Origin of the sequence: Cupriavidus gilardii, from assembly GCF_017598945.1 — a bacterium.
Taxonomy (GTDB): domain Bacteria; phylum Pseudomonadota; class Gammaproteobacteria; order Burkholderiales; family Burkholderiaceae; genus Cupriavidus; species Cupriavidus gilardii_E.
In genome coordinates this window covers 1-13405 of sequence record NZ_JAGFTW010000022.1, presented here as the reverse complement: position 1 = coordinate 13405, position 13405 = coordinate 1, and the positions used below count along the sequence as shown (strand labels likewise).

9 protein-coding genes and 2 tRNA genes are annotated in these 13405 nt (G+C 68.8%); 3 read left to right on the top strand and 8 right to left on the bottom strand.

Annotated features, from left to right (window positions below; genetic code table 11):
• Positions 1-104 precede the first annotated feature (104 nt).
• Positions 105-1115 (bottom strand): Bug family tripartite tricarboxylate transporter substrate binding protein, encoded by a 1011-nt coding sequence (locus J5T34_RS09195; protein ID WP_432207645.1) that lies wholly within the window; start codon positions 1113-1115, stop codon positions 105-107.
• 210 nt (positions 1116-1325) lie between these two features.
• Positions 1326-1401 (bottom strand) — tRNA-Lys (locus tag J5T34_RS09190).
• 156 nt (positions 1402-1557) lie between these two features.
• Between J5T34_RS09190 and J5T34_RS09185 the strand changes: the two genes are divergently transcribed.
• Complete coding sequence (locus J5T34_RS09185) at positions 1558-2469, top strand: LysR family transcriptional regulator (protein WP_208579490.1); 912 nt, start codon at positions 1558-1560, stop codon at positions 2467-2469.
• Positions 2470-2668: 199 nt separating this feature from the next.
• Positions 2669-4048, top strand: coding sequence for an 8-oxoguanine deaminase (locus J5T34_RS09180; RefSeq protein ID WP_208579489.1), 1380 nt, complete (start codon positions 2669-2671; stop codon positions 4046-4048).
• 102 nt (positions 4049-4150) lie between these two features.
• Here J5T34_RS09180 and J5T34_RS09175 read toward each other — a convergent pair.
• A tRNA-Lys gene (locus J5T34_RS09175) sits at positions 4151-4226 on the bottom strand.
• A 215-nt stretch (positions 4227-4441) separates the two neighbouring features.
• Between J5T34_RS09175 and J5T34_RS09170 the strand changes: the two genes are divergently transcribed.
• The gene (locus J5T34_RS09170; protein WP_006579010.1) at positions 4442-4705 is read left to right on the top strand and encodes a DUF1488 domain-containing protein; all 264 of its coding nucleotides are present in this window, start codon (positions 4442-4444) and stop codon (positions 4703-4705) included.
• Between the two features lie 101 nt (positions 4706-4806).
• On the opposite strand, the gene J5T34_RS09165 is transcribed toward J5T34_RS09170, so the two are convergent.
• The 5 genes from J5T34_RS09165 to J5T34_RS09145 form a co-directional block, all read right to left on the bottom strand.
• A complete protein-coding gene (locus tag J5T34_RS09165) occupies positions 4807-6678 on the bottom strand; it encodes a SulP family inorganic anion transporter (RefSeq protein ID WP_432207644.1) in 1872 nt (623 codons plus the stop codon).
• Between the two features lie 296 nt (positions 6679-6974).
• Positions 6975-7772: an exodeoxyribonuclease III gene (gene xth, locus J5T34_RS09160; RefSeq protein WP_208579492.1), complete on the bottom strand. Its 798-nt coding sequence runs from the start codon at positions 7770-7772 to the stop codon at positions 6975-6977.
• A 104-nt stretch (positions 7773-7876) separates the two neighbouring features.
• Positions 7877-9964, bottom strand: coding sequence for a M3 family metallopeptidase (locus J5T34_RS09155; protein WP_208579488.1), 2088 nt, complete (start codon positions 9962-9964; stop codon positions 7877-7879).
• 117 nt (positions 9965-10081) lie between these two features.
• The gene (gene folD / locus J5T34_RS09150; protein WP_208579487.1) at positions 10082-10933 is read right to left on the bottom strand and encodes a bifunctional methylenetetrahydrofolate dehydrogenase/methenyltetrahydrofolate cyclohydrolase FolD; all 852 of its coding nucleotides are present in this window, start codon (positions 10931-10933) and stop codon (positions 10082-10084) included.
• 193 nt (positions 10934-11126) lie between these two features.
• Positions 11127-13405 (bottom strand): hypothetical protein (locus J5T34_RS09145; protein WP_208579486.1); only part of this gene is annotated, 2279 nt, incomplete at its 5' end.

The following is a 13405-nucleotide window of genomic DNA, read 5'->3' as shown; positions in this document are numbered from 1 at the left end:
GGCCGGTGCTGCAGGGACAACGAGGCAGGCGAGGGAGGGGCGTGGCGGCTGTCAGGGAAGAGGCGGACCGCCGCCGACTGGGGCGGTCCGCGCACTACGCCCGATTACTCGAGCGTGATCTTCTGCTCCTGCGCGATCTTCTTGCGCAGTTCCAGTTCGCGCTTGATCTGCGCGGCGAACTGCTGCGGCGTGTTGCCGTCCGGGTAGGCGCCGCTTTCGGTCAGCCGGCGCTTGGCGGCCGGATCCTGCAGCGCCTTGACGGCGGCCTCGTGCAGGCGTGCCACGATCGCGGGCGGCGTGCCGGCCGGCGCGACCAGGCCGTACCAGGCCATATTGTTGTTGTCCTTCATGCCTTCCTCGGCGAAGGTCGGCACGTCGGGCAGCCCCTCGACGCGCTTGGGCGCCGCCACCGCCAGCGCGCGCAGCTTGCCGGCCTGGATATGGGGCATCGACGACGGCAGGTTGTCGAACTGGCCGCTGACCTGGCCGGCCAGCGTGTCGTTCAGGGCCGGACCCGAGCCGCGATACGGCACGTGGACCATGTCGGTCTTGGTGGTCAGCTTGAACAGCTCGCCGTCCAGATGCGAGATGCTGCCCTTGCCGGCCGACGCGTAGCTGTACTTGCCGGGCTCGGCGCGCAGCAGCGCGATGAACTCCTTCAGGTTCTTGGCCGGCACCTTCGGATTGACCGTCAGCACGTTCGGCACGTTGACCAGATTGGTGATCGGCGCGAAGTCCTTCAGCGGGTCGTACGGATTCTTCGGATTGGTGGCCGGGTTGGTCGCCATCGTGCTGACCGTGGCGATGCCGATCGTGTAGCCGTCGGGCGCGGACTTGGCGAGCGCGTCGGCGCCGATCGCGCCACCGCCGCCGCCACGGTTCTCCACCACCACGGGTTGGCCCAGCTGCCGGCCAAGCGCGTCGGACACCGCGCGGGCGACGATATCGGTGGTGCCGCCGGCGGCGAACGGAACGATCAGCCGCACCGGCTTGTTGGGATAGCCCTGGGCATGGGCGGCGCCGTGGGTCAGGCCGAATGCGGCCAGGCAGGCTGCCACGCTGGCGGTCAATGCGGATTTCAAGAATGCCTCCATCTGTTGCGTTGGCCGGCGCATCGCGAGAGGAGCGGCGCACCGGTCGGGGCCGGGCAATGGTTCCGTATAGCGGAACTTGGTTTCGTAATATGCCCGGACCGGCATTCAACCCGGAATGGCGCGGCGGGGATATCCGTAACAACCCGTAACAGCGCCCGGGGGAGGCGGCTCCGGCAGAGAGCCAAACAAAAAGGCCGGGCTGCGATGCAGTCCGGCCTTTCGGGAATTCGCTGGTGGGGCGTGAGTGACTCGAACACTCGACCTACGGATTAAGAGTCCGCTGCTCTACCAACTGAGCTAACGCCCCAACGAAGTCCGCTATTTTAGCGCGGACTGCCGGGGTTTGCAAGCACCGAAGCGATGCCGGAGACGCCTGACAGACCACCGCCGCCCGCGCCGCTACAATGCCCGGCTGTCGCGCGCGGCCTGCCGCCGCGGCGACATTCTCCGGAGACCTGGATCGATGCATGCCCGCGTGTTGCGCTATCTGGATGAAGTGGTCCGCCGCGGGTCGATCCGCAAGGCGGCCGAAGCGCTGCACGTCGCGCCGACCGCCATCAACCGGCAGATTCTGGATCTGGAGGCCGAGCTCGGGGCGCCGCTGTTCGAGCGCATCCAGCGCCGGCTGCGGCTGACGCCGCTCGGGGAGATGGTGCTGGCCCACGTGCGCCAGACCCTGCGCGAGCACGACGCGCTGCGCGAGCGGATCGCGGCCTACAACGCGGGGCAGCAGGGCATCGTCACGATTGCCACCACCGCCGGCCTGGCGGGTTCGTTGTTGCCCCCGCTGATTCACGATTTCCGTCGCCGCCATCCCGGCATCGTGGTGCGCGTGCTGGACCTGCCGGTGGCCGAGATCGTCGCCGCGCTGGCCGACGGCGACGCCGAGCTCGGACTGGGCTACGACCTGTCGCCGACGCCGGCCTTCGCGTCGCTGGCCGGCGGCGAATGGCCGATCGGCGCGGTGGTCGCACCCGGCCATCCGCTGGCCGAGCAATCGTCGGCTTTGCTGGCCGAATGCGTCGGCTATCCGCTGATCCTGCCGGTGGCCACGATGTCGATCCGCAGCCTGCTCGATGACGCCTTCGTTCGCGCCGCGATTCCGGTGCCCGCGGCGATCGAGGCCGGGTCGACCGTGCTGATGCGGCGGCTCGTGATGCTCGGCGCCGGCATCGCGCTGCTCAATCCGCTCGATGCCATCGAGGAGCGGGAGGCCGGCACGCTGGTGTTCGTGCCGTTGCGCGATCCTGGCTTGCCGCTGCAGCGGCTCACGCTGTTCGCCCGGGCACGCAGTCCGCTCGATTCGGCGGCCGTGCTGATGGCCGAACGGATCGGCGCAGCATTGAAGGCGCTGTCCGGCGGGGCGGGGCGTTAGCGCGCGCCCTGCGGGCGAAGGCATCCGGCGGCAGAGGGGTGTTGCTGCCGGTGTGCGCGCAATGTGCACACCGTGGGCGCAAATCGGCGCTATCGCGCCGCCCGTCGCTCGCCGTAGACTGGCGCCCGCCATCCGATGGCCGACCATCCGGCCATCCGACCACCGACCACCGACCATCCGACCTCACGGAGACAACGACATGACGCTGATCCTGACCCACGCCGACGTCCTGGTGACCATGGACGCGAACCGCCGCGAGATCGCCGACGGCGCGCTGGTGGCCGAGGGGCCGGCGATCCGGTGGGTCGGCGCGACCGCCGATCTGCCGGCCGACTGGCGCGCGCGCATCGACGACGGCAGCGCGCAGGTGCTCGACATGCGCGGCCATGTGGTGCTGCCCGGCCTGATCAACACGCACCACCACATGTACCAGAGCCTGACGCGCGCGGTGCCGGCCGCGCAGGATGCCGAGCTGTTCGGCTGGCTCGGCGAGCTGTACATGCTGTGGGCCAATCTGACGCCGCGCATGATCGCTGCGTCGACCCGCACCGCGATGGCCGAACTGATGCTGTCGGGCTGCACGACCACCAGCGATCATCTCTATCTCTATCCCAACGGATCGCGGCTCGACGACGCGATCGAGGCCGCCGGGCAGATGGGCATGCGCTTCCATGCGGCGCGCGGATCGATGAGCGTCGGGCGCAGCAAGGGCGGGCTGCCGCCCGATGCGGTGGTCGAGCAGGAGGAGGCGATCCTGCGCGACAGCCAGCGGCTGATCGAGCAATACCACGATGCCTCGCGCCACGCGATGCTGCGCGTGGTGCTGGCGCCGTGCTCCCCGTTCTCGGTGTCGCGCGAGCTGATGCGCGAGTCGGCCACGATGGCGCGCCACTATGGCGTCTCGCTGCATACCCATCTGGCGGAGAACGACAACGACGTCGCCTATTCGCTGGAGCGCTTCGGCATGACGCCAGCGCAGTATGCCGAGGACCTGGGTTGGGTCGGCCACGATGTCTGGCACGCGCACTGCGTCAAGCTCGACGCCGACGGCATCGCGCTGTTCGCGCGCACCGGCACCGGGGTCGCGCACTGTCCCTGCTCGAACATGCGGCTGGCATCGGGCATTGCCCCGGTGCACGCGATGCGCGACGCCGGGGTGCCGGTCGGGCTCGGCGTCGACGGCAGCGCGTCCAACGACGGCGCGCACATGCTGGGCGAGGCGCGCCAGGCGATGCTGCTGCAGCGGGTCGGCTATGGACCGGCGGCGATGGGCGCGCGCGAGGCGCTGGAGATCGCCACGCTCGGTGGCGCGAAGGTGCTGAACCGCGACGATATCGGCGCGCTGGCGCCCGGCATGTCGGCCGACTTCGTCGCCTTCGACATGTCCGCGGTCGGCTATGCGGGCGCCGGACACGACCCGGTCGCCGCGCTGGTGTTCTGCACGCCGGGCACGGTGTCGACCAGCGTGATCAACGGCAGGGTGGTGGTGCGCGACGGCGTGCTGCAGAGCGCCGATCTGCCGACGGTGCTGGCCGAGCATCGGCGCATGGCGCGGGAGCTGGTACAGGCGCGGCGCTGAACGTCCGGCGTCCGCCGGTTGCAGCGAAACAAGAAGCCAAGCAAAGAGCCAAACAAAAAGGCCGGCGCTGCGAAGCAGCCCGGCCTTTTCTACAATATTCGCTGGTGGGGCGTGAGTGACTCGAACACTCGACCTACGGATTAAGAGTCCGCTGCTCTACCAACTGAGCTAACGCCCCAACGAAGTCCGAGATTCTAGCATTATTTGTAGAGTTGTCAAATCCCGGGGAGCCTTGCCGCTTCGGCACGCGTGACAAAATTTGCGCGTGCCGGTGGGAACTCGGGATGGCGGCGGCAGTCTCGGCAGATGACCGATCTTCGCAAAGGACTTTTCTGCGAGGCCGGCGGGACCCATGTTAGGATGCCCACTCACTTGCAATGGAGGGCTGTACCGATGGAGATCAAATTCCAGGAGCAAGATCGTTATGACATCAATAACGAAGGCTTGCTGTTTCACGCCATTGTCGACGGCCAGAAGGTGACCTGCGTGGTCACGCGCGAGGCATTGTGGGAAGGATTCAGCGCCGATCAGGTGCTGTCGCTCGAAGAAGCATTCCGCGCCGGCCGCGATACCATCGAACGCGCCGCAGTCGTGTTGATCGAACAGGGCGTGCCGCAGCCCATCGTGGTCAAGCGCGCGCACGTGGCGCCCGTCTGAGCAGGGGCGCCCGCATCGGACCGCTACGGTCCGGGCAACAGGGCGCGCTGCGGCTGGACCCAGTCTGGCGCCGGTTTCATACCGGCGTTTTTCATTTCCGCTTATCCCCGCTTTGTCTCTTCGATTGCGCCCGCCGCGATTTCCTGCCGGGTGGCTTGAACCGATTCCCCCGATTGTCCTGATTCCCCCGGTTTCGCGGCCTCGTGCGGACACTCCTCGAACACCCGCACCGTACATGTCGCGCAGATCTGCGGATCCAGCGTCGGCACGATGCTGTGCAGCGCGTGCCGCTTGGTGGCGAAGATATGGTCCTCGCCGAGCTTGGCGATAAAGCCCGTCTGCGCCCAGGTCTGCAGCACCTGCGTGCGCGGACGATGGAAATAGAGATCGCCGCCCAGCGCGCGGCGCTCGGCCAGTTCCGCCTCCCACATTTCCGCGCCGGCCAGGTCGATGAAGTTCATGCTCTTGGTCATCGCCAGCAGCCGCGTCTGCGTGGGGATCTGCGCGCGCGCCTCGTGCAGCCGGTCGGTGACGTACTGCACCGCGCCGAAGAAGATCGCGCCTTCCATCCGGATCAGTTTCAGCTGCGGACACTCCGGCTGCGGGCGGCGCAGTTCGTCCAGGGGCGTGAAGCGCCGGTCGGGATCGTCGGCGTCCGGCACCAGCGTACGCACCGCCGGCCGCGACGTCCGATAGAGATAAGCCACCAGCGACAGCACGGTACCGAGCAGCACGGCCATTTCCAGCCGGATCACCAGCGTGGCGCCGAAGGTGCCGAGCGCAATCGCGAACTCCGTGCGCGAGAGCCGGGCGATGCGCCGCAGCCGCGCGAAATCGAACAAGCCCCACGCCACCAGCAGCAGCATCGCGGCGATCGCCGCCAGCGGAATCTGCGCCAGCAGCGGCGCGCTGACCGCGACCAGCGCGACCAGCAGCAGCGCGGAAAACACGCTGGCCAGCGGCGTCTGCGCGCCCGCTTCGAAATTCGGCATCGAGCGGTTGAGCGAGCCGCAGGAGATATAGGCCGAGAAAAAGCCGCCGGCGATATTGGACAGCCCCTGGCCGATGAATTCGCGATTGGCGTCGATGTGCTGGCCCGACCGCAGTGCGACGGCCTTGGCGATCGAGATCGACTGGCCGAGCGCGACGATGGTCAGCGCCGAGGCGATGCCGAGCAGGTCCGACAGGCGGTCCCAGGGGATGTCGGGAATGCGAAAAGGGGGAATGGCCGCCGGAATCGGTCCGACCACGTCGACATGATGCGCGCCGCCCCAGCCGCTGCGGTTCAGCAGCCAGGCGCAGACGAAGCCGGCCAGCAGCCCGAGCAGCATGAACGGCAGCCGGCGCGAGACCCGCTTGACCGCCAGCGTGACGGCCAGCGTCACGGCGCCCACCGCCGCCGCGCTCCAGTTGATGGTGGCGGCCTGCTCGAACAGGTGGCGCACCACCCCGAAGGCGCTGGTGCCGGTCGGCACCTGCAGGCCGAACAGGTCCTTGAGCGCATACAGCGCGATCAGCGACGCCGCGCCGCAGGTAAAGCCGAGCAGCACCGACGGCGAGATGAAATTGGCCAGCGAGCCGAGCCGCAGCGTGCCGACCGCCAGTTGCAGTACACCGACCAGGATCGTGACGACCAGCGCCAGATTGATGTATTCGGGACTGCCGGCGAAGGCGATCGGGCTGAGCATCGCGAACAGCGCCAGCGAATTCGCATTGGTCGGGCCGGACATCACGTGCCAGCTCGAACCGAACAGCGCGGCAACGATGCAGGGCACCACCGCAGCGTAGATGCCATATTGCGGCGGCAGGCCGGCCAGCGTGGCGAACGCCACGCCCTGCGGCAGCACCAGCACCGCGCCGAGCAGGCCGGCCAACAGGTCGGCGCGCAGCGTCGCCGCGGTGACGCGATGACGCCAGGCCGGCAGCAGCCGTTGCCAGCCGTGGGCAGGGCGGCTCGCCGCCGGCGCCGTCACCGCGTGGTCGCGGGAACGGCGTCCCGCGGCAGGTCAGTGGCGCCGGCGACGGTCGTCAGGCGGGCGGGAAGAAAGGCAAAGGAAGGAAGCGGTTGCACGGCTTGCATGGCGGGCCCGAGGGACTGCGCGCCGGCTCGTGGGCCGGCGCGTCGGTAGAGTCTCTGCCCCGCATGATAAGCGATGCCGCCGCCATTCGAAAAACATCGCCTGGGTGGGCGATGCCCCGGGATCGATGAATCGGCCGATCACGGACGATCAAGCGGCCGCTGCAGCGATCGCCGCAACGGCCCCGATGTTCACCCCAGCCGCATCGTCGCAACCACCGGCGTATGGTCCGACGGCTGTTCCCATTTGCGCGGCGTGCGGTCGATCGTGCAGTCCGTGCAGCGCTCGCGCAGCGCCGGCGACAGCAGGATATGGTCGATGCGCAGGCCGGCATTGCGGCGGAACGCCAGCATCCGGTAGTCCCACCACGAGAAGCTCTTCTCCGGCTGCTCGAACAGCCGGAAGGCGTCGGCGAAGCCCAGTTCCAGCAGCCGCTGGAAGGCCGCGCGCTCGGCCGGCGAGACCAGGTTCTGGCCTTCCCACTTCGCCGGGTCGTGCACGTCCCGGTCTTCGGGCGCGATATTGAAGTCGCCCAGCAGCGCCAGCTTCGGATAGCGCTGCAGTTCCTCGCGCAGCCACGCGGTCAGCGCGTCGAGCCAGCGCAGCTTGTAGGCGAACTTGTCGCTGTCCGGTGCCTGGCCGTTGGGGAAGTACGCGCAGACCAGGCGCACGTCGCCATAGGTGCCGGCGACCACGCGCTGCTGCTCGTCCTCGAAGCCGGGGATATTGCGCACCACGTCGGTGGCGGGCGGCATGGTGGTGTTGCGCGCCAGGATCGCCACGCCGTTATAGGTCTTCTGGCCGACGAAGATGCTGCGAAAGCCCGCGCTCTCCAGTTCCGCCAGCGGGTACTTGTCCTCGGGCAGCTTCAGTTCCTGCAGGCACAGCGCGTCGATCGGCGTATCGGCGTTCTCTTGCGCGATCAGCCAGTCGAGCACCTGCGGCAGCCGGATCTTCAGCGAGTTGACGTTCCACGAGGCGATCCGCAGCGTCGACGGCGCGGTGGCGGGCACGGGCGGCGGCAGCGTGCTGCCGGGAGCCGGCACGGCCGCGGCGCCGTCGATACCGGCCAGCAGGTCGTCGGGCGCGCCGCTCATGCCGCCATCCCGCCGTGGCGCAGCAGCGCGTCGATCTGCGGCGGCCGGCCGCGGAACGCGGTGAACGACTCCATCGCCGGGCGGCTGCCGCCTACCGACAGGATCTCGCGGTGATAGCGCGCGCCGGTCTCGCTGTCGAGCACGCTGCCGGTCAGCTGCGCGGCTTCCTCGAAGGCGGCGTAGACATCGGCCGACAGCACCTCGGCCCACTTGTAGCTGTAGTAGCCCGCCGCATAGCCGCCGGCGAAGATATGGCTGAAGGTATTGGGCCAGCGCGACAGCGCGTACTGCGGCACCACGTGGATGCGGTCGTTGATCTCGCGCGACAGTTCCAGCACCGACTTGTCGCCGTCCGGATCGAAGTCGGTATGCAGATGCATGTCGAAGGCCGAGAACACGATCTGACGCAGCGTCATCATGCCGTTCTGGAAATTCTTGGCCGCCAGCATGCGGTCGAACAGCGCGCGCGGCAGCGGCTCGCCGGTGTCGACGTGGCGCGTCATGTCGGCCAGCACCTCGTATTCCCAGCAGAAGTTCTCCATGAACTGCGAGGGCAGTTCGACCGCATCCCATTCGACGCCGTTGATGCCCGACACGCCCAGCTCGCCGACCTGGGTCAGCATGTGGTGCAGGCCGTGGCCGAACTCATGGAACAGCGTGATGACCTCGTCGTGCGTGAACAGCGCCGGCTTGTCGCCGACCGGCGGCGAGAAATTGCAGGTCAGGTAGGCGACCGGCGTCTGCACGGTGCCGTCGCTGCCTTCGCGGCGGCCGCGCGCGTCATCCATCCAGGCGCCGCCGCGCTTGCCTTCGCGCGCGTACAGGTCCAGATAGAACTGCGCGAGCAGCGCCCCGTCCGGCGTGGTGACGCGATAGAAGCGCACGTCCTTGTGCCAGGTCTGCGCCTCGTCCGGCGCGATCCGCACCGAGAACAGCTTCTGCACGACGCCGAACAGACCTTCCAGCACCTTGGGCTCGGGGAAGTATTGCTTGACCTCGTGTTCCGAGAAGGCATAGCGCTGCTGGCGCAGCTTCTCGGACGCATAGGCGACGTCCCACGGCGCGAGTTCGGCCAGGCCCAGTTCCTTCGCGGCGAATTCGCGCAGCTCGGCCCAGTCGCGTTCGGCATAGGGGCGGGCCTTGGCGGCCAGCTCGTCCAGGAAACGCAGCACCTCGGACGGCGAATCGGCCATCTTCGGCACCAGCGATACCTCGCCGTACGAGCCATAGCCGAGCATCCGGGCTTCTTCGCGGCGCAGCGCCAGCTGCTCGCGCATATTGGCGGTGTTGTCCCAGTCGGCCTGGCCGGTGCCGTATTGCGGGCTGAGTTCGGACGCGCGCGTGACGTTGGCCTCGTACAGCGTCTGGCGCAGCGCGCGGTCGTCGGCGTACTGCAGCACCGGGAAATACGAGGGGAAATGCAGCGTGAACTTCCAGCCTTCCTTGCCATCCTTGGCCGCGGCCTCGCGCGCCGCTTCCAGCGTGTCGGGCGGCAGCCCGGCCAGGCGCGCCGGGTCTTCGATCACCAGCGAATAGGCATTGGTCGCGTCGAGCACGTGGTCGGAAAACGCCTTGCCCAGTTGGGCCTGCTTTTCCTGGATTTCGGCGAAGCGCGGCTTCTGGTCTTCGGGCAGCTCGGCGCCGCCGAGGCGGAAGCCGCGCAGCTCGTTATCGAGCAACTGCTTGCGGGCCGGGCTCAGCGCCGCGTACTCGGGGCTGGCGGCCAGCGCCTTGTACTTTTCGTAGAGCGCCAGATTCTGGCCCAGCGAGGACCAGAACTCGGTCATGCGCGGCAGATTTTCGGCGTGGGCCTGGCGCAGCGCCGGCGTATCGGCGACCGAGCTCAGATGACCGACCACGCCCCAGGCGCGGCCCAGCGGCTCGGTGGCCTGCTCCAGCGTGTCGACGGTATCGGCCCAGGTCGCCGGCCGGGCCGGATCCTCGACCAGCGCGACGGCACGCTGGGCCGCTTCGAGCAGCACGTCCAGCGCCGGGCCGATATGCTCGGGGCGGATCTCGGCGAAGCGGGGCAGGTCGCTGAAATCGAGCAGCGGGTTGGCGGCGTTCTTGTCGGCTTGATCCATGGCTTTCTCGTTGGCGGTGACGTTCGGATATTCCGCAGCTTGGGGCGGATCCGCGGTTTTCCAGCGTGGGTTTCGATCGGGTTCCTGAGCGAGTGTTCGAGTGTACCGGCGCTCGCCTCAACCCGCCGCGCGCTCGGCCGCCTCCAGCGTATTGACCAGCAGCATCGTGATCGTCATCGGGCCGACGCCGCCGGGCACCGGCGTGATATGGCCGGCGACTTCGCGCACGCCGGCGAAGTCCACGTCGCCGCACAGCTTGCCGGCGTCGTCGCGGTTCATGCCGACATCGATCACCACCGCGCCGGGTTTGACCATATCGGCCGTGATCAGGTTGCGGCGGCCCACCGCGGCGACGATCACGTCGGCCTGGCGGGTATGGGCGCCGAGGTCGCGCGTCTTGCTATTGCAGATCGTCACGGTGGCGCCGGCCTGCAGCAGCAGCATCGCCATCGGCTTGCCGACGATGTTCGAGGCGCCGACCACCACCGCGTGCGCGCCGCGCAGCGGGTACTGGATCGACTCGAGCATCTTCATGCAGCCGTAGGGCGTGCAGGGACGGAACAGCGGCGCGCCGGTCATCAGCGCGCCGGCGTTGGCGACGTGGAAGCCGTCGACGTCCTTCTCCGGCGCGATTGCCTCCAGCACCTTGTGGCTGTCGATGTGCCTGGGCAGCGGCAGCTGCACCAGGATGCCGTGGATCTTCGGGTCGCGGTTCAGTTCGTCGATGCGGGCCAGCAGATCGGCCTCGGACAGATCGGCCGGATAGCGGTCCAGCGACGAGAAGAAGCCGTTGTCCTCGCACGCCTTGACCTTGTTGCGGACATAGACCTGGCTGGCCGGATCCTCGCCGACCAGGACCACGGCCAGCCCCGGCTGGTGACCGCGTTCGGTCAGGCGGGCGGCGCGCTGGGCGGCTTCGGAACGGATTTGCTTGGCAAGGGCGTTGCCGTCGATCAATTGGGCAGGCATGGGCGGGGACGCAGAGGCGGCTGGGAGGTGGAAATCGAGAGCGGAAAATCGTGAGCGACGCGCTCGACGGGCCGGCACGTGCACCGGCATGCGCGGGCGCATGCCGGAAGGCTCGACGGGTCGCAGGGGTGACATTATAAGGTGTCGCGCTGCGGCGGGACGGGCGCACGCGGCAGCGCGACGGGCGCGCCGCCTACCGCCGGTATGAGCGGAACTGGGCCGCGGCCTGCTGCCAGGCTTCGAGGTGCAGCGGATCGCGGGAGGCCGGCGCAAACCAGGGCGCGATCGCGGGGCGCACGGCATCGACGGCCTCCGTTGGCAGGGCGGTCGCGGTAAGCCACAGCGCCTGCCGGACCGCATCGAAGCGGTTGCGCTCGACGTCCGGCCGGAAATCGCCCATCCGGCCTTCGGCCTCGACCAACCGCGCCAGCCAACGACGGCGCTCCGGCGCGGTGAAGCGGGTCCGCACCAGCTCGGTGGCGCGCAGCAAGGTCGGCCTGGCCCAGCACTCGCCCAGCAGCAGGTCGTCGTCGCCCAGGAACTTGAGCGACGTCTGCTTGCGCCGATGCAGCGTGTCCATGGCGGTACGCACAGCCTGTGCATCGAGCCGGTCGATCAGGTTCCATGCGCGCTCGATCAGCGTCGATGCGTTGCCCTGCAGCCATAGATCGCTGGTCAGTTGCGCCATGTCCGCCAGCAGCTGCGGCGTGTGGCTGGCGGGGGGCGCGTCCTCCAGTACCCCGAGCATGTCGGCGGTCAACTGCGGCATGGCGGCATGCGCCTTGCAGGGCAACAGCGTCGGGCCGCTCTCCAGCATGCGGCTGCAGCGCAGAGCCCAGGCGGCGGCCATCTCGCTCAACTCCGGCCAGCAGCCGGCGGCTTGCAGTTGTCTGGCGAGCGGCAGCAGCTCGGGCAGCAGTTCGTCGACCCATCCGCGCTGGTCCAGCCATACCGAAAAGGCACGCGCCTGCGCCGCCGGCGGCAACCTCCAGATGACGGACAAGATACGGTCGGCCGGCTGATCGTCTTCGTCGGCCACCCATCGCACCAGCGGCAGAAACTGGTGGTGACGCAGCGCCAGTTCGCTGACCGCATGGAACATGGTTTCGGCGATGGCCGTGCCCGGTGCGCAATGGATGCCCGCCTGGCACAGCAGCGCGGCGCGCTGTTCGGGCGTCGGCGCGGCGGAGCTCAGGCAGTAGGACTGCGCGCGCTGCCATCCCCGCACCGGATCGCACGGATGCCAATGGAGGATATTGACCAGCAGGAGCGCCAGCGACGGCAGCGACCGCCGTTCGGCCTCGTCCCATAGCGCGTGCCAGGCCGGACCTTGCTGCGGGGGCGGCAGATAGGGCACCAGTTCGGCCCGCACATGGAGCTGCTGGGCCGCGTCCATGCGCGATGCCTCCAGATGGGCCAGCAGCGACGCGGTCGCCGTCGCGGCGCGATCGGGATCGTTCAGCAGCGTGGCGCCTGCCGTGTGGATCGACGCCCGCGCGACATCCAAGTCGGCGTCGCCGGGAAGCGCCGCCGCGGCGTTCAGCAGCGAGAGCCAGTGCTGCAAGGACTGGTCCGGCGAGGGTGGCTGGCCATGGTAATGCGCCGTGGTGGGGCCGCCGGGCAGTCGGGCCAGCAGGGCGCAGAACAGGCGCGTGGCGAAGGCCGCGTCGCGGCGGATTTCGGCGGTGGCGGCTGCCAGCAGCGCGGACCAGGCTTGCGCGTAGGCCGGGTGATCGTGCGAGCGAGCCATGACGGCGGCAAGCAACTGGCCCAATCCGCGAAGCTGCTCGCTTGCGGGCAAGGCATGCGCGACGGCCAGCGCGCTGGCCGCGTCGGGCAACAGCATCGCAGCGAGCCCGCGGCCCCATGCCGTGGACTGCGGTCCCACGGCGCGGCCCAGCACCGCGATCCGCGCCCGGGCGCCAGTCGCCACCGGCACCATGGCCACCGCCTGTGCCAGGCGCAACAGTTTCGGCTCGTCCAATACGCCGCTGCCGGCCGGGTCGGCGATGTACGCCGCCAGGGCATCCATCACGGGCGCCAATGCGCCGGACACCGTGTCGAGCCGCTCGAGCACCGCTTCGATCGCGCTCCAGCGTTCGTCGGCGGGCAATTCGGGCACGCGCGCCAGCATGCCGGCCATCGCGCGGGCGCGCCCGACGGCCGGCAGGTCCGACTGTGGCAGGGCGTCAAGCTGGGTCCGAAGCATGGCCGCGGTCCAGATATTGGTGGTCAGCATCAGCGCGGCATCCGCCGCCGCGCACGCCTGCAGGCGCTGGCTCAGCGCGTGGCAGATCTTGCGTTCCAGCACGACCCGGTCATGCAGCGACAGAAACTGCAGCACATGGTCGAGGATCGATTGAGGCAGCAGCGTGAAGCGGGATGGCGCCGTTGCGTTCGCCACGTCGGCGGTGTGGTCCCTGTCTCTTATACCCCTCTCCGAGCCCCCCAGACTCAGGCGCATCTCGTATG

Coding starts and splice junctions, on each gene's coding strand:
- folD (WP_208579487.1), bottom strand. CDS start 10,933: ATGCCTGCCCAATTGATCGACGGCAACGCCCTTGCCAAGCAAATCCGT.
- J5T34_RS09195 (WP_432207645.1), bottom strand. CDS start 1,115: ATGCGCCGGCCAACGCAACAGATGGAGGCATTCTTGAAATCCGCATTG.
- J5T34_RS09170 (WP_006579010.1), top strand. CDS start 4,442: ATGGAGATCAAATTCCAGGAGCAAGATCGTTATGACATCAATAACGAA.
- J5T34_RS09180 (WP_208579489.1), top strand. CDS start 2,669: ATGACGCTGATCCTGACCCACGCCGACGTCCTGGTGACCATGGACGCG.
- J5T34_RS09155 (WP_208579488.1), bottom strand. CDS start 9,964: ATGGATCAAGCCGACAAGAACGCCGCCAACCCGCTGCTCGATTTCAGC.
- J5T34_RS09185 (WP_208579490.1), top strand. CDS start 1,558: ATGCATGCCCGCGTGTTGCGCTATCTGGATGAAGTGGTCCGCCGCGGG.